This is a genomic window from Paenibacillus sp. ClWae2A, from assembly GCF_032452295.1.
GTDB lineage: Bacteria > Bacillota > Bacilli > Paenibacillales > Paenibacillaceae > Paenibacillus.
The window spans coordinates 38,416-55,376 of record NZ_JAULSQ010000018.1; the positions used below are offsets into that span (position 1 = coordinate 38,416).

14 protein-coding genes are annotated in these 16,961 nt (G+C 47.7%); 7 read left to right on the forward strand and 7 right to left on the reverse strand.

Annotated elements, in window-relative coordinates; genetic code table 11:
- Positions 1–218: 218 nt before the first annotated feature.
- Positions 219–1,358 (forward strand): GGDEF domain-containing protein, encoded by a 1,140-nt coding sequence (locus QVE09_RS29080; RefSeq protein ID WP_315939642.1) that lies wholly within the window; start codon positions 219–221, stop codon positions 1,356–1,358.
- Positions 1,359–1,463: 105 nt separating this feature from the next.
- Here the strand turns inward: QVE09_RS29080 and QVE09_RS29085 are convergent, their stop codons facing one another.
- Together QVE09_RS29085 and QVE09_RS29090 are read right to left on the reverse strand one after the other, a co-directional pair.
- The gene (locus QVE09_RS29085; protein WP_315939643.1) at positions 1,464–1,991 is read right to left on the reverse strand and encodes a hypothetical protein; all 528 of its coding nucleotides are present in this window, start codon (positions 1,989–1,991) and stop codon (positions 1,464–1,466) included.
- A gap of 71 nt (positions 1,992–2,062) precedes the next feature.
- Positions 2,063–3,703: a sensor domain-containing diguanylate cyclase gene (locus tag QVE09_RS29090; RefSeq protein WP_315939644.1), complete on the reverse strand. Its 1,641-nt coding sequence runs from the start codon at positions 3,701–3,703 to the stop codon at positions 2,063–2,065.
- 301 nt (positions 3,704–4,004) lie between these two features.
- Between QVE09_RS29090 and QVE09_RS29095 the strand changes: the two genes are divergently transcribed.
- The 6 genes from QVE09_RS29095 to mnhG are packed head-to-tail and all read left to right on the forward strand — an operon-like array spanning position 4,005 to position 9,913.
- A complete protein-coding gene (locus tag QVE09_RS29095) occupies positions 4,005–6,959 on the forward strand; it encodes a Na+/H+ antiporter subunit A (protein WP_315939645.1) in 2,955 nt (984 codons plus the stop codon).
- A gap of 1 nt (position 6,960) precedes the next feature.
- Positions 6,961–7,299 (forward strand): Na(+)/H(+) antiporter subunit C, encoded by a 339-nt coding sequence (locus QVE09_RS29100; RefSeq protein ID WP_036670645.1) that lies wholly within the window; start codon positions 6,961–6,963, stop codon positions 7,297–7,299.
- Positions 7,292–8,770 carry a Na+/H+ antiporter subunit D gene (locus QVE09_RS29105; RefSeq protein WP_315939646.1) on the forward strand — a complete coding sequence of 493 codons (1,479 nt, stop codon included), beginning with the start codon at positions 7,292–7,294 and terminating at the stop codon, positions 8,768–8,770. Before QVE09_RS29100 ends, QVE09_RS29105 begins: the two co-directional genes overlap by 8 nt.
- A gap of 6 nt (positions 8,771–8,776) precedes the next feature.
- A complete protein-coding gene (locus QVE09_RS29110; protein WP_036608718.1) occupies positions 8,777–9,253 on the forward strand; it encodes a Na+/H+ antiporter subunit E in 477 nt (158 codons plus the stop codon).
- On the forward strand, positions 9,253–9,537 hold the full coding sequence (locus QVE09_RS29115; protein WP_017688855.1) for a Na(+)/H(+) antiporter subunit F1: 285 nt from the start codon (positions 9,253–9,255) through the stop codon (positions 9,535–9,537). Before QVE09_RS29110 ends, QVE09_RS29115 begins: the two co-directional genes overlap by 1 nt.
- Complete coding sequence (gene mnhG / locus QVE09_RS29120) at positions 9,521–9,913, forward strand: monovalent cation/H(+) antiporter subunit G (RefSeq protein ID WP_076249568.1); 393 nt, start codon at positions 9,521–9,523, stop codon at positions 9,911–9,913. The genes QVE09_RS29115 and mnhG overlap by 17 nt, the downstream gene beginning before the upstream one ends.
- Before the next feature lie 133 nt (positions 9,914–10,046).
- Here the strand turns inward: mnhG and QVE09_RS29125 are convergent, their stop codons facing one another.
- The 5 genes from QVE09_RS29125 to QVE09_RS29145 all read right to left on the reverse strand — a co-directional run bounded on the left by QVE09_RS29125 (position 10,047) and on the right by QVE09_RS29145 (position 16,839).
- Positions 10,047–11,162 carry a rhamnogalacturonan acetylesterase gene (locus QVE09_RS29125; protein WP_315939672.1) on the reverse strand — a complete coding sequence of 372 codons (1,116 nt, stop codon included), beginning with the start codon at positions 11,160–11,162 and terminating at the stop codon, positions 10,047–10,049.
- Between the two features lie 108 nt (positions 11,163–11,270).
- Positions 11,271–12,290 carry a dienelactone hydrolase family protein gene (locus tag QVE09_RS29130; RefSeq protein ID WP_315939647.1) on the reverse strand — a complete coding sequence of 340 codons (1,020 nt, stop codon included), beginning with the start codon at positions 12,288–12,290 and terminating at the stop codon, positions 11,271–11,273.
- 191 nt (positions 12,291–12,481) lie between these two features.
- Positions 12,482–14,713, reverse strand: coding sequence for an MMPL family transporter (locus QVE09_RS29135; RefSeq protein WP_315939648.1), 2,232 nt, complete (start codon positions 14,711–14,713; stop codon positions 12,482–12,484).
- A 108-nt stretch (positions 14,714–14,821) separates the two neighbouring features.
- Positions 14,822–15,976: a type III polyketide synthase gene (locus QVE09_RS29140; protein ID WP_315939649.1), complete on the reverse strand. Its 1,155-nt coding sequence runs from the start codon at positions 15,974–15,976 to the stop codon at positions 14,822–14,824.
- A gap of 242 nt (positions 15,977–16,218) precedes the next feature.
- Entirely contained in the window at positions 16,219–16,839 is a 621-nt protein-coding gene (locus QVE09_RS29145; protein ID WP_315939650.1) for a flavin reductase family protein, read from the reverse strand.
- Positions 16,840–16,961 lie beyond the last annotated feature (122 nt).

Consider the following 16,961-nt stretch of genomic DNA (forward strand, 5'->3'; position numbering starts at 1 on the left):
ATTACAATCCTATGAAACGGAGCCTTTTAACAGTCTATGACGCTCTCTCCGAAATTTGTATGTCCCTTCTCGGAAAGTTTCTGTCTTTCTATGTGCTATAATGTAAGCTTAGTTCTCATGCTCAAATATAATAATTTGCGTTTTGTTCATTGTGATTTATAATCATCATATACGAGAGTGATTCTGTCGTACCATTATGATGCAGTCAGCGGTGATATATGAAGAGTTTCCATACCCACAATAGCCACATTCCAACAGAATATGAGTTCAAACATTCCAAATGGATTCAAAAAATGCTCCATGTCTACTGGGTTGTCATCAGTGCACATTTCGCCATCCAGGTGGGCTGTTTCCTGTTTCTAAAGTATGATCGCACGCCTGCGGATTTCATGATGAATGTCCTGTTCTGGCCTACGGCGATTAGCTGTTCATGCATTTTGTTCGCGAGTTGGGTTGATCGGCGCTTCAGTTCATATTCCTTCTATACCATGTCTGCGGCTAGCACAGTGATCGCCTGGACAATAATTCATGTCAATTACGACATTCGGATTATATTAGCCATCTGCCTGTTACCCATCTTCGCTTCAGTTCTGTTCTTCAGCAAAAAGAGAGTCTGGATTGTTTTCCTGATGCAGATGATCGGTTACCTTCTCGTTCTGTTCGACCCAGCCTACCGATCCTACCTGTCTTCCTTTGACATGGTATCCATTCCGGCTTTTCTAATCCTTGGTACATATGTAGCACAGGTTATCGTAACCAGCGGCGTTGAAGTGTTGGAAGATCTTCAGGCCAGTATGCTTGCCAAGCAGGACCTTATTGTGCGAAATGCAATTATGAGCAAACAGTCCAAAACAGACGGTTTAACCAACCTTTATAATCAAAGCTCATTCAAGGATTATTACGAAAAAGCATTTGAGTATGCCAACAGTGGCATGAGTATGCACCTGGCCCTGATCGATATTGATGACTTCAAATCCATTAATGATACCTATGGTCATCGGGTTGGAGACATCATTTTGGAGAAAGTATCCCTGATTATTCAGGAAACCATTACCTCCAGTGATATTGCAGCACGCTACGGTGGCGAAGAGTTCGCCTTATTGATGTTTGAGCAATCTTTCAAGCAGGCCTATGCCTTGGTGGAACAGATTCGTCAGAAGATTGCCTTGATGGGCCATCTGGAACTTGAAGGTGCTTCCATCACGGTGAGTATCGGTCTCAAAAGCTACAGTCCTAATCTAACCAAAGACAAATTGTTCGAGGAAGTGGATGCCTGTCTGTATGCCGCCAAACGAACAGGTAAAAATAAAACCGTAACATCACTTGACCTGACTTCGTCCTTGGTAGAGAAAATATAAATAAAAAAAGTTGTGCTGTACACCGGAATCCCGGTTTGTACAACGCAACTTTTTTTGGGTTTGAATACGATCTATACGACCAGCAAACCAATCTTCTTCATATGTCTATGTTTCATTCGCCCATTCCCAGCGATGACGATTTTGCTCCAGCCTAGGATGCAGGTATTCGGACGATCCGTCTATGATGAGACGCAACTCTTTGATCCAATCCTTGAAGGATTCAAATGAAGCAAACATATTCGCCATCTCAATCGTCAAATAGAGAAAGTGAGGGGCTGGATATTCCGCAATGATATGGCGCAGCGCGCTATCCACAGGTGTATATTTCTTTCTCTTGCCCTCAAGTCCCTCCACACGTATACGTGAAGTTGGATGTTCCCGCCGCCAATCATGCAGGCGGTCTTCTCTTTTGTAATATGCCTGTATCGTATCCTTGCTCATTCGTTTAAACGTGCTCTCGTGTAAAGGATACAGCACAAGCTGTATGAATGAACGGGTATCCACCGTTGCAGCGGCGCGCTCGAGTTGCTCATCGGTCACATGTTCAAACGAGTCATAAAAAGTAAGTGTGCCTTTGCGGCTGGCCGCAGGTGGTTCATAACCGTAAGGTACAGTTGTATATTTTCCAGACATTTCACCCCTCCTTGTTTATACGCACATTCGCACAAAGGTGATTGGGATAACCCAGCTAATGTTATTATACGCTAACGCCCCTGCTTCAACTCGGAATAAAATGTCATTCTGTTCTTGCCTGCACGTTTGGACTCATACAACGCTTCGTCCGCCATCCGGATAATCTCACTTGGATTGTCGCTGTTGGTTGGATATTCAGCACCTCCAATGCTACATCCAATTCGAATTCGCTCGTATTCGATAATAAACGGCTTGTTCAGACTTTGAATGATGGCTTCTGCATAAGCCATGGCTTCTTCCCTTGGATGACTTCCAACAGACTGAAGTACAATCAGGAATTCATCTCCGCCCAATCGGACCGTTATACCCTTCTCCTGACCAAGAGCAGACAATCGCTGGGCCACTTTCTGTAGCAGCACGTCTCCAGTCTGATGTCCAAGTGTATCGTTAACCCGTTTGAATCCATCGAGATCCAGATAGAGAAAAGTCAGCGTGTGATTTTCACTTTCGGTCTCCAGAGACTCCTCCAGATACACTTCAAGGGCAGTGCGATTCGGCAGACTAGTCAACTGATCAAAATGCGCCAGATTCTGCATCACGACCAGCTCTGAGTTTTTATTCATAAGAGAGGTCAGCATATCCCGAAGCGAACGGGACAACACTTCAATCTCCTTAATCCCCTTATTCGCGGGAATCTCAAGCTCTTCCCCTGCACGCAGTCGATTGGCTACTCTGGTAAGACGCACTAGTGGGGCAGAGATCAGACGTGAGACAACCCAGCCAATCAGGGCAAACAGCACGGTAACGGCGAGTCCTGACCATACATTAAACCACATCAGGTCAAACACAGAAGCAAAAGCAGACGACTTGACTTGACGAATGACTACGGTCCAGCCTAAACCGGGATAATCCAGATGACCCTGGCTGTAGGCAAACCCAGTCACATATTCATTACCATCAGGCCACTTTTCAATGGACCAACTGCTTTTGTTTAGCTGAGCCTCTTCGATGCCGGGCAGTACCAACGGTTTACCGACCCACTCCTTCGGCCCCAGCAGCACTGTATGTTCCTTTTTGCTCACGATAAAGAACTCAATGTCCTTTTCTTCCCTTTTCAATGGGGCGAGTACGGATTCCTCAACTTCCTTCGCCCATTCCCAGCTTAAATGTGCAGCGAGCACACCTTGAATATGTCCTTTGCTATCCTTCAGCGGAAAACTGATATCAACAAATTGCAACGGCTCTCCCGTTGGATTCGGAAGCAGCTTGGCAAGAAGTACTGCATTATGCACATCTCCAATGAATTTACCCTTGATTCCCTCCTGATACACAGGCCGCTCTGATAAATTTTCCCCCAGCAAGATACCATCCGTGGCAGCTAACACTTTTCCCTTCGGGTCCATGAATCCAACCCATGAGAATGAGGGAAAGCTATCTTGTAACTGATCCAGCAACATCTGAATCTCATCAGGCTGGAATCCATCTTCCAGCGAAGCCATTCGGCCCAGCAGGTCCAGCTCGCCTGCGCGCGCGGACATAAACCGATCCAGTTTGTCCGAAGCTTGTGAGGCCGTACCTGTAAGTGAATGACCAATCTCTGTCTCTACAGCAACGAAAGACTTTTTGCTAAAAACAGATCCGATCGTCAACGTAACCAGCAAGGATAACACAGCGAAGATGACTGTAAGCACAGTTCTAATTTTGAATGACATTACTTCCTCCATTACACGGTGAAACCATCTTGCTTATCAACATAACTATGCTGTCAAGAGTACACGGAATGTCACCTAATCGTTTTCATATTTATCGGAACTTGTGTGTTTATTTATTATACATGCCCATACAATATTATACTGAAATTTTCACCGTGTTTCTTCCATTCAAAGAATAGACACGATTCTGTATATACATACTTGGGTTATGAATATAGAGAGCAAGCATATCCTTCAAAGGATCATGCGCCTGTATGTCACAGAGAGAGTAATCGAAATACTAAACATTGGGGGTGTAATGTTGAGCCTGCTTCATGTTGCTGTTATTCTGCCTTTTGCCGCTGGCATTCTTCTTGCCATGCTGCATCGTTTCTTCCGTAAAAACCATTTGGGATGGCCGGTTCTCCTTGTCCCGGCACTATTATTTGTATACTTTGCGAGTCTCATACCCGCTGTGTCACAGCGCAATACCGTATCCGGAAATATCCCGTGGATTCCTTCACTGGACATTGGATTTAACCTGTATCTGGACGGTCTGAGCCTCATGCTGACACTGCTAATCACCGGAATCGGTGTCCTCGTTGTTCTTTACTCCATCTTCTACATGGATATGAAAGAAGCGCTAAACCGTTTCTACCTGTATCTGTTGATGTTTATGGGAGCCATGTTGGGCGTGGTGCTGTCTGATAATATGATCGTGCTCTACGGATTCTGGGAATTGACTAGTATTACGTCATTCCTGTTGATTGCATTCCATTACAAACGTAAAGCCTCGACTTCAGGAGCACAAAAATCATTCCTGATTACGGTATTTGGCGGTTTCGCCATGCTAACCGGATTCATGATGATGTATCTCATTACCGGAACATTCAGTATTCGTGCAACCATTACAGGGTTGGGACAGTTTCAGGATAGCGCACTATTTCTGCCGGCACTTATCTTGATCCTGATTGGAGCTTTCACCAAATCAGCCCAATTCCCGTTCCATATCTGGTTGCCGGATGCCATGGAAGCTCCGACACCTGTGAGTGCCTATCTTCACTCAGCCACCATGGTCAAGGCCGGACTGTACGTTGTAGCACGGTTTACACCAATCTTCGGTGGACAGGGACTCTGGTTCTGGCTCGTTACCGGCGTTGGTCTTCTGACTTTGTGTTATGGATCATTCCTGGCGGTGAAAAAAAACGATCTCAAAGCGATTCTTGCCTATTCGACCATCTCTCAACTCGGTCTGATCATGTCCCTCTTAGGGGTTGGATCTGCTGCTCTCTACTTCGGATATGGCGAATCCTCTGCGATGTATACTGTGGCAATAACCGCTGCGCTGCTTCACCTGTTTAATCATGCAACCTTCAAGGCCGCTCTGTTCATGGTCGTAGGGATTGTCGATCATGAAACGGGTACACGTGACATTCGGAAGCTCGGTGGACTTGCTTCATTCATGCCAATTACATTCACCGTGGCATTAATCGGTTCACTTGCCATGGCGGGTATTCCGCCGTTCAACGGATTCCTGAGCAAGGAGTTATTCTTCCAGGCGATGGTGGAAGTCACGCATCTACGAATCTTTGGACTTGGGTCCTGGAGTGTTCTGCTGCCGGTATTCGCTTGGCTTGCAAGTGTGTTTACCCTGATCTATGCGCTTATTATCGTGTTCAAAACATTCCTCGGTCGTAGCCAAAGCGAGATTCCTGCCGAGAAGCTGCACGAAGCGCCCGCTGGCATGCTCATTCCGCCTGTTGTTCTAGGTGTTCTTGTCGTTGTATTCGGACTCTTCCCGAATCTGCTGGCCGGATCACTGATTGAACCGGCAATGGCCGCTGTGCTTCCATCCCTTTTGAATGGGAATGAGCGCTTCGATGTACATTTCTCCCTGTGGCATGGATGGACTCCGGAACTGATCATGACGATCGGAGTCGTGATTCTCGGAATCGCTCTCTACAAGCTGTTGCCACGATGGAGGAATATTTATGAGCATTATCCACAAGGATTAACGATTAACAATATGTACCATGTTGTGCTGGATAATCTTCAGCATTATGCACGCAAATGGACGGAAGCCTATATGAATGGCTCAGTTCGTAATTATCTCGTTTACATTTTCTCATTCACGGTCGCGTTGCTGGTCTATGCTTTCTTCCGTTCAGGAGAGAATATTACCTGGAATCTGCAAGGCAATGCACCTTACTCATTCTATGAGGTGGTACTGCTAGTCACGCTCATCGGTGCTGCAGTTTCGATTCCTTTTGCCAAGAACAGACTATCGGCAGTCATTATGACTGGAGCAGTTGGTTACCTTGTAACCCTGCTGTTTGTACTTTTCCGGGCGCCGGATCTGGCGTTGACACAGATGATTGTTGAGACGGTATCCGTTGCATTGTTCCTGCTCTGCTTCTACCATCTGCCTGAGCTTCAACGTGGCAAATCAAGCCGCAGTTATCTCACGGTAAATATGATCGTAGCGATTGCAGTCGGAATCGTGATGACTTTTGTTGCACTAGCGGCAAGCGGAACAGCATCACTGGACAGCATTTCTACCTTTTTCCTTCAGGAAGCGTATGACTCGGCTGGTGGTAAAAATGTCGTGAACGTTTTGCTGGTAGATTTCCGTGGCTTCGATACGTTATTGGAAATTATGGTGCTTGGCGTTGCTTCGTTATCCATCTACTCCATGATTAATCTGAACCTTGAAGCAAAAGATCTCGGAGCCCGCTTAAAGTTCCGTAAAAAGGACGAAAGTCAGGATTCCGAAGCTGCTCTGGATGATGAAGCGGACAATACGAAAAAGTATGGTAACCGGGAACGCAGCTCATCCTCGTGGGATACCGTCCCCTTACAGAGTAATGATGTATTGCTGCAAACGACCACCAAAGTCGTTGTGTTCATCATACTGACGTTTGCCATGCACCTCTTCTTTGCAGGTCATCACAATCCGGGCGGAGGTTTCATCGGCGGCTTGGTCACAGCGGCAGCGCTCGTATTGATTGCCCTGGCATTCAGTACAGATACGATACGCAAAGCGTTACCGGTTGACTTCCGTATTCTAACAGGAATCGGATTGGGTATCGCCTTACTTACGGGTGCGGGTTCATTTATATTCGGAGTCCCGTTCCTAAGTCAAACCTTCGGCTATTTCGAACTTCCTTTGCTGGGAGAGACAGAACTCGCCACGGCCATGCTGTTTGATCTTGGCGTGTATCTCGCTGTCCTGGGTGTCACCATGACCATCATTCTACAGATCGGGGAGGATCGCTGATATGGAAATATTGATGTGTGTAGCCGTTGGCATTCTGTTTGCGGTTGCCGTCTTTTTAATCTTGTCGCGGAGCCTGCTCCGCATCGTACTTGGCATGTCCATACTAACCCATGGCGTGCATCTGCTCTTGATCACCATGTCACGTCTTAAAACCGGGGCACCACCACTGCTTGGGGAGATGGCTGAACGTTATGTCGATCCTCTTCCTCAGGCTTTGATACTAACTTCGATTGTTATTAATTTCGGTCTCACTGCGTTCTTCTTTGTTCTCTCTTATCGTTCTTATCTGAAGCTGAAAACAGACGATATGGAAGAAGTAAGGGGGCGCCCATATGAATAATCTTGTCGTTCTGCCGATTCTGTTGCCTTTGATTACAGGTGTTCTGGCTCTGCTCTTTTTCCGGAAAACAAATATCCAGCGGATCATTAGTGTCATCGGACTTTTGTTTACAGCAGCGGTCTCAACGATACTCATTACTCGTGTGACTCAAACTGGAGTTCTAACGCTTAATATGGGCGGTTGGGCACCTCCCTATGGTATTGTGCTTGTTGCTGACATGGTGTCAGCGTTGCTTGTTGTTGCTGCTTCCATCATTGCGCTGGCTTGTCTGCTGTATGCATTCCGCAGTGTAAACAAGGAGAGAGAAGAACATCACTTCTATCCGTTCTTTCATTTTCTGATCGCAGGAGTTAACGGTTCATTCTTAACAGGAGATTTGTTCAATTTGTTTGTCAGCTTTGAACTGATGCTCATCTCTTCCTATGCACTGATTGTGCTGGGTGGTACGGAAAGACAGCTTCGTGAAACGATCAAATATGTCTTGATTAACATCGTTTCTTCAGCACTATTTGTCGCTTCCATCGGCTTCCTGTACTCCATTACTGGCACACTGAACATGGCAGATTTGTCCGTAAAAATTGCTGAAGTGGGACAGAGCGGGGTCATTACCTTAATTGCCGTTCTCTTCCTGATCGTATTTAGCATAAAGGCCGGGCTGTTCCTGTTCTTCTGGCTGTCAGGCTCTTATGCAGCACCACCTGCTGTCGTCACTGCATTGTTTGCAGGATTGCTTACCAAGGTTGGCTTGTACGCGATTGTGCGAACATTCACACTGATCTTCTATCATGATCCTGATTTTTTCCATACACTGATCGGATGGATGGCTGGTGCAACGATGGTCCTTGGTGTCATCGGTGCGATCTCATACCGCGATGTGAACAAAATTCTCATCTACAACGTGGTCGCAGGTGTAGGTTTTGTCGCTTTTGGTATGGCCTCGGCCAGTCGCCCTGCACTGGAAGGTCTGCTCTTCTATATGCTGCATGATATGTTGATCAAAACATTGCTCTTCCTGCTCGGCGGTGCCTTGATCGCTGTTGCGGGAACATCCAAACTCGACAACATGGGCGGGCTGATCCATCGCTATCCGCTGCTCGGCTGGATGTTCTTCATTAGCGCACTTGCCTTGGCAGGCTTGCCGCCATTTAGTGGATTTCCTGGGAAGCTGCTTCTATTTGAAGGAGGCTTGCAGGCAGGCTTGTATGGTCTGACCGGCATTGCGGTGCTTTCGAGCTTGTTGATGTTATATTCGGTACTACGCATCTTCATACAAGCGTTCTGGGGCGAACCGCCTGCCGGGGTTACAAGACGCCCTTACGCGGTGAACGGCCTGCTGATTCCTGCCGGAATTCTGTTTGTATTCATCATCGTAATGGGTGTGGGGGCTGAAGGCATGTTCCAATTGACCTCCCGCGCAGGCGATATTCTACTGCATCCCAATATTTATATTGATGCCGTATTGAAGGAGTAGATGTCTATGGCCTTTCAGATTGTACTGAATCTTATCATTGCTTTTGTATGGATGTTTCTGAACAACGCCTGGAATGGTGTTGGTTTTCTCATAGGTTACCTGCTTGGACTGCTTCTCATCGGGGGGATGCGCAGATTCTTCCCCCAGCGCTTCTATATTGTGCGAGTCTGGGCTATCTTCAAACTGATTACACTGCTTTTCAAGGAACTGGTGCGAGCCAGCATTGAGGTTATACGCCAGATTATCAAGCCAAAGTTAGATATAAGGCCCGGTATTTTTACGTATAAAACTCAATTGTCCTCGGATTGGGAAGTTACTCTGCTCTGCTTACTCATCTCATTGACACCAGGTTCTCTGCCGCTTGAGATCTCGGGTAATCAACGCAAACTGTTTATTCACGCACTGGATATCAAGGATGAACAGAAAATGAGAGATGATATCCAAAATACATTCGAAAAAGCAATTATGGAGGTGACGCGTTAATGTTATCCTCACTGTTGTTCATCTCATTGCTCATTCTCTCCTTAGCCATTCTGGGTTGCTTGTACAGGGTGCTGCGGGGACCATCCATGGCTGACCGGATCACGGCACTGGATACGATCGGTATCAATGTGATTGCCATCGTTGCCGTTCTGTCGATGATGCTGCAAACCCAGGCCTATCTGGATATTATCTTGCTGATTGGCATTTTGGCTTTTCTAAGTACAGTGGCATTTGCACGTTATATTGAACGGGGGGCGGTATTCAAAAATGATGGAGATCGTTAAAGTAACCGCTGAAACAGCTATAGGTCTACTCGTACTGCTCGGTGCACTACTCAGTGCACTCAGCGCATTTGGACTTATTCGTCTGCCTGATGTATATCTTCGAGCCCATGCCGCAACCAAAAGTATGACGCTTGGAGTGTTCTGTGTACTAAGCGCTACGTTTTTCTACTTCTGGTACTTCGATAACTATATCAGTGCCCGCTTGTTGTTAGGTATCCTGTTTGTATTCATCACGGCTCCTGTCGCCGGACATCTGAACGGACGGGCCGCCTATCGCACAGATGTACCGCTGTGGGAGCAGAGCGTGCAAGATGAACTTGAACCCTTGTTAAAAGGTAAAAAGGTGAACCATGAAGCCAAGGACATGATGGAGTAATCCCAAGCCCAAGCATAACGAATTCCCCCGAGGATCAGCCAGCCGTTTCGCGGCATGTTCCCGGGGGTATTTTTTATTTTTCATACACGGATCATATCAAATCTGGATCATGCGGGCAGATTAAAATGCATCGTCAGAATCCATTCAGTCCCTGTCTTCTCAAATCCGCAGCCACAATGCGAGCTAACTCTGCAGCACCTTGACGATTCGGATGCAGACTATCCCCTGTCATATACAGAGCGAGTGTTGCAGCTGGACCAATGGATGTGAAATAAGCCGAGCTCAACTTATTCAGTTCAACCAGCGTGACCCCCTCTTCCTGGGCTAGTGCACGAGTTGATGGATTGTACCAGCGGTTCTCTGCTTGATGTACATTGGCTGAATTAAAGTCTGTTGCCCGGCCCTGAGGCGTGGAGAGGATGACCGTTGCTCCTTTGTTTTTCGCCTGGCGTACCATATCCCGCATAATCTCTTTGAACTGGGCCTCCGTTGTATTGTTCTTGGCATTGGTATCGTTAATTCCGAATTGCAAAATAAAATAATCTCCCGGCTTGATATACTTGAGAATGGCCTCCATCTGACCATCATCGCGGAATCCTCTTGCAAACTGGCCACTTGATGCCATATTGCGAACTTGGAAGGTAGCGTTGTTCACATAAGACGGAAACAGCTGTCCCCAACCTCCCTGTACACTGCTGCCCAGCGGATAGTAATTGCATACTGTTGAATCGCCACCAATGTAGATCGTACGGTTGGTAACCGTCTGATTGGATAACTTCCGGATCTCGAGTGCACTGAGTGTAAATGCAGTACCTGCCTTTCCTTCCGTAATGAGCAGATTGAGTTGCCCGTCAGTTATTGGAATTTGAAATTGATCCGTCGCCCCGTTACCCGTCATATTGATGATCTGGTATACACCTTCTGCCGCTACACTCGCTCTGGCTGTATTGCCCAGGACCACTTTAACTTCATATAGTCCATTGGACAGATTCACATTGAAGGTATTGGTGCTCTTAGTGCCGTAAGTCAGGAACTGGACAGCATCACTCATCACTCCGCTTCCGGAGGCAGACACATTTCGCATATTGGCAGGTGTATTGAACCCATATCCTTTGGTCGCAGTATAGGCATCTCCTGCGGACACACCTGTGTAACCGCTCTCAACAGCTCCCGAACCAAAATCAAATCTGTAATTGTCCGATGCCGCTTCGGCGACTTGCCCTCCACTGCTTCCCAGACCGAGGCCCATCGTACTTGCAAACAGAACAAGACAGAGCAGAAACTTTACCGATGTTGACCATTTCATCACTGAATTCTCCTCTCGAGTTAGAATTAAATTGGTGCATGATCCACAACTTCACAGAACTCGATCAAGCCAGTCATAGGCCTTTGCTCCGCTAATCTCATGTCCACCTGTAAAGAAATCCGCGTCCAGTGATTCTGATGCTCCTGCCTGCTCATATATGTGTGTCAAACGCGCATACGCCTCTCTTGCTGTCTGGATCGGGAACACCTGGTCATCACTTCCGGCTTCAATAAAGAGTGGTCTAGGTACAATCAGGCCGATCAGATCCGGCAACTCCGCTTCACGCAGGATACCTGGCACATAGTTGTCCAGACAATGGTTCCGATCCAGTATGCTGCCCTGGAAAGTACTTGCATAACCACTTACTACAGTTGCCCGGAACCGTTCATCCAACGCAGCTGTAAATGCGGTCACCAGACCGCCACCCGAGATACCCATGCTTCCAATTCGCTCCGAATCCACTTCTGGCCGGGTCGATACATAATCCAATACACGTGTTGTTTCATACACCCTATGACCGGCAAGGGTATTCCCCACCATGAGCAGATGCGCAGCAATCTTCGTACAGGAACTTACACCTGGTGGCGCATCACGGTCCTCTTCCAGTCTTCGATCACCAAATCCGAGCAGCTCTGGAGCCGCAACCACATAACCACGCTTCACAAGAGCTACTGCAAAGTCCTTGTGTAATCCGGGCTCTCCTGTCCGTGGCGACCCATCCGGTTCCATGCCGGATATCTCTCGGCTACCGTAGCCATGCCCATGACAAGCAACGATAGCAGGTCTCTTTGTACCAATAACGCTTCCATCACCTGGAATTAATAAATAGACAGGCATGCGAAGTCCTGCATAGGTTGTGATTTCGATCCGCTCCCGGATATACCCGTCACATGTAATGCGCTCCAGTAAGACAGGATTCAGTGCTGCTACCATTGTTGGAAAACCGCCCAGCCGTTCTTTCAAGCGGGTACGTAACTGACTGCGCCATAACTCCAGAGGTTGATCTGCCTGATACGCGGAACGACCACGAAGATTCGTTTGTTGTTGTAGATAGGCTTCAATATCCGACATGGGCCTGTGTCCCTCCTGTTTTTCGTAGGATAACGTAGATAAAAGACTGTCATACGGAATTAATCCCATCCATTATAGAACATCGATGTCACCCATGAATTGAACATGTTTGCCTGTTTTGAATAGAATCACACGATTTCTAGCCAAAAAAAGGATATCTCCAACCTGAAGACAGGTTACGGAAATACCCTTCATTTCATCTGACCTGGCAGCCACCAGTTCCACCTGCCCATTAATTTCATCAATGCAGGTACCAGTATTAGACGGATTAATGTAACGTCAATCAACACCGCTGCCGTGATTCCGATCCCTAACTGCCTCACACCTGCAACTTCAGCAAAAGCAAACGGCACGGTCACCGCAAGCAGAATTGCCGCTGCGGAGGTAACCAGACGGCCTGTAGAAGCCAATCCCTGTTGGACAGCCACATCACTGTCTCCGGTTCGTCTATACACTTCCTGAATACGGCTCAGCATAAACACGCCATAATCCATGGATATGCCAAACACCAATCCTGCAATGAATACAGGAATCATAATGGCAATGGCTGATGACTCCATCCCCAGATGTCCTTCATTAAACACCCACACCATTATGCCAAATGAAGCGGCTAAGCTGAGCAGATTCATCACAATGGCCTTGATTGGAATGAGCATCGATCGGAATGCCGCCAGTAACACAAGATAATTGGTGACCACTACAAATACCAGCACTTTGGGCAGTTGACTTGTGACTTCCTGCATTATTTCATACTGCTTGGCAGCTTCCCCACCATAACGTAGTTTTACGTTGTTGGAACCTAGTGCATGATCGCTATAGCTCATTCGTTCCAGCCAGTCTGCGACCTGCTCCGACCCAGGCTCCCCGTGTACGGTGGCTACCAATCGAATCGAATGAGCAGAGACCGTTGAACGCAGCCATGCCGTCCTTGTTGACTCCTTGCCTTCTATGGAAGAATTGAGCGACGACGGTGGAATTCGAAAAAGGTTTTGTGAGCCATTTTGAGCCGGCTGTAATATGCCCCATGGTGAAACAATGCTCAATACGTCCGAGTCCTGCAGTAGTTGACGTGTTTTGTTGTGGGCGATCTGCCAGTGAGAGGCAGTCAACCGTTCCTGCTGTCCGCCAATCACCATCTCGATGGTGGAGGTATTCTTTTGCCCAAAATCATGTTGCAACTGCTCTGCTGCCTGGCGGGACTCCATTCTCTCTGGCAGTGAAGAGGCGTCCGGGACGGACAGTTCCAGCCGGGTCACTGGATATACACACAGGAGCAGCACAAGCGTACCTCCGATTGCCATGCTAAGTGGTCGTTTCATGACCATCGCTGACCATCTATGCCAGACCGAACGTCTGGGTAACAAATGGACTAACTTTCTCCTGAAGACCCGATCTGCAGAAAGTGACAGCAGGGCTGGCAGCAGTGTTACATTTAAAAGTAGCGATACGAGCAGAACGATAATGGCCCCCAAGGAGACACTCAGAAACATCGGCAGTCTGATCCAGAGCAGACCCAGCAGCCCAAGGAGCACGCAAGATGCCGAGAACAACACCGCTCTGCCTGCTGTACGTAATGTTCGCTGAAGAATCTCTCTCTGCATATCCAGACTGCAGCCCGTAACGTTAGCTTCGCCTTCATCTTCATAGGCTCGCTGAACTTCTTCCCTGTACCTGCTCAGGATGATCAGGGCAAAATCTATACTGAGTGCCATGCCCACCATGGGAATCACATTAATGATAAAGTTGGACAATTCCAGATGATAACCAAGGAGAGTCGTGGCTCCCATAGCGGTAATCACAGCACTGATCCCCATCATGACAGCAATCCATGCGGCATATAGCCCCCTGAATGCAAAACACAAAACGATCAGGGCAATCGGCAGTCCCACCATCTCTGCCCGTTCCAGATCACGAAAGCTCAGATGATTCACATCCTGCTGCACGACCGCCTTTCCCGTCAATTGGACCGCACCTGGACCATCTGTTGCCAGCACAGCGCGCAACTGCTCCAGCGGAGGCCCCATCTGATGCGCGGGCACATCCAATTTCACAAGGGCATATGCCCTAAGGTCTTGCAGCGTCACCCTTTCGCTAGCATCCAGAGGGGACGTGATAGAGGTTACCGCGGGCAGCACTTGAACCTGTGTCAGGCGATCCTTGATCCACTGCCGGAACTCTAACGGCGAGGCATTTGCCTTTTTTTCAAAAACCAGAATAACCGGATCAGCAGGAGAACCAAATTCGTCCTCCAGAACAAGTTCAACCGCTTGCGCATCCCCGTGAACCCGTTTCAATCCGTGATCCTGAACAATGTCAGGTAACTTCCACGCCCAGACCGCTGACATCCCGATGATAAATACCCAGCAGAGAATAATGAACCGCGGATATCGGCTGATGAAGGCAGCAAGTCTGCGATAACCCATACCTAAGCTCCTCTGCGATCAGATTAGTCATTCGATTATGTTCATCGGTAAGATCGTAAGCACATTCATACACTTGCTGTGTATGTTTCCTTCACTCGGGATCGCGAACTATTGGATGCCATGATTCACAGGTGTTCTGTTCGCTATGGGGGCAGGGATGTATGTAAAAGGAAGTAACTCTGCTGTTAGTCCCGGGCCAAAGGCCAGCGCTATCCCACTGGAATGCTCTTCCTTCTGTCTGTAATCCTCGCGGATGGCTTGAAGAACAAAAAGAATCGTCACGGACGACAGGTTGCCATAATCCCGCAGGATGTTTCGGCTGTAGGAGACCTGCTCATCTGTCAACTGATACAGCTTCTGCACGGCATCCACGATGCCTCTACCTCCCGGATGGATCGCCCATATTTCCGGTAAACCACTCCCCTCCAGCAACCGTTCTACCTCTGGGCCGAGATGCAAACCAAGCAGCTTCGGAATCTGTGGTGACAGGTAGAGATCAAAGCCTGTATTGCCCACTTCCCAGATCATTTCTTCTGCACAATCCGGGAGCAGCGTTGAGTGCCCACGACCCAGTCGAAAACATTCATTGCGATCTGTTCCGGACGCACCAATAACACAGGCAGAGGCACCGTCTCCGAAGAACGATGCAGCATACAGGTCGTCCCGTTTGGCAGATGGCTGAAAGTGAAGTGTGCATAGCTCCACACACACGATGAGAACCGTAGCCTTCTGATCTGTCGTTACAATGGAATTCGCCAGTTGGATCGCCTTCAGACCGGCCGCACATCCTTGAAACACCAGTGGAATCCGGTTGATCTGCGGTGACAGTTCAAGCTGCTGGATCAGCCGAACATCAAGTCCGGGCAGGAATTGCCCCGTGCAACTCACTGTAATGAGATGTGTAAGTTCCGAGGAGGATACGTCTGCATCCTGAAGGGCCTGTCCGGCCGCCTCCAGACCAAGGGGAACAGCAGCAGCTTTGTATTTGCCCATACGCTCGGATGTAGTCGGAACCTCCTCCGCACTGGTAAAGGGTAAATATCGGCAAGAATCAACAGGCTTAAGCAGATTCGGTTCACACGTATATCGAGTCTCCACACCGCACTGATTAAAGATTCGTTTGGCCCATCTTCTCGCATCCGGCTCATGTTCCAGCGCCTGTGCGAGACGGGCAGACACATCCTTTTGCTCAATACGGTGGGCAGGCCACGCCGTTCCTATTCCCATAATACTTGCCCCTGTAGTTTCCTCAAGCTGATTCATCGGCTTAACCTCCCTATTTAGTCTTGTCCTTCGTAATCAAAAGTGTGCTTTTTAATCAACCTGTATATCAAATAGGTTCATATAGAAATGTGCAGGATATAGTACAAGTCTATTCACTCCCTGTCCCGTTTATGTTCATATCACAACGAAAGGCGGACAACCTATGCGAGTTTCGCATGTGTTGTCCGCCTTTATCTACAGGGTTAAACCCTTTCACAAATTACATATAGGATCTTTCATAACTATTCAGGCCGAATTATGGTGAATCTCTCTCCGAGCTTGGCATAATCATTACCCGCAAGTCGGCTGACTGGTTTCAAATGATCCATCAGGATATACCCCTTGTCCGGATTATAGACTTCTTCGCTGAAATGATACTGCACTATGCGTACCAGTAACAGATCACTCATCGGTTTGCCATCATCGTTGGTAATGGGAATGTGCTGATACAGCTCACACTCCATCCGAATAAGTGCTTCCTTTATTCCTGGCACGGCGACCTTTGTACTTGGCACTGTAGTCAGTTTCGTCCGCTCAAGCTCACTTTCATGGGGTTCAAGGATAGCTGCTGTCTCATTTACTTCTGCTATGATTGCTTCATCACATATATGCACGACCAGCTCTTTATGAGCAAGTACATTACGTGCAGTATCTTTCATCATGCCGTCTTTACGAGCAACGGATATGGATAACAGCGGTGGGTCCGAACTAACCACATTGAAGAAACTGAAAGGCGCTGCATTGATCACATCATTCTCATCTGAACGTGTCGTCACAAAAGCAATAGGACGTGGTACCACCGAACCACTCATCAGTTTATAGTTGTCTCTTCCCGTTATTTCGCGTGGATCCAATGTATACATATGTAATATCCCCTTCCCTGCTCGTGTAATAAGTGTCCATTTCACTTCAAAACACGATAACACACTCATATTTATTATATAACGTAAAATGCTGAATTAACAAAAAAAAACTCCCTGGTGCC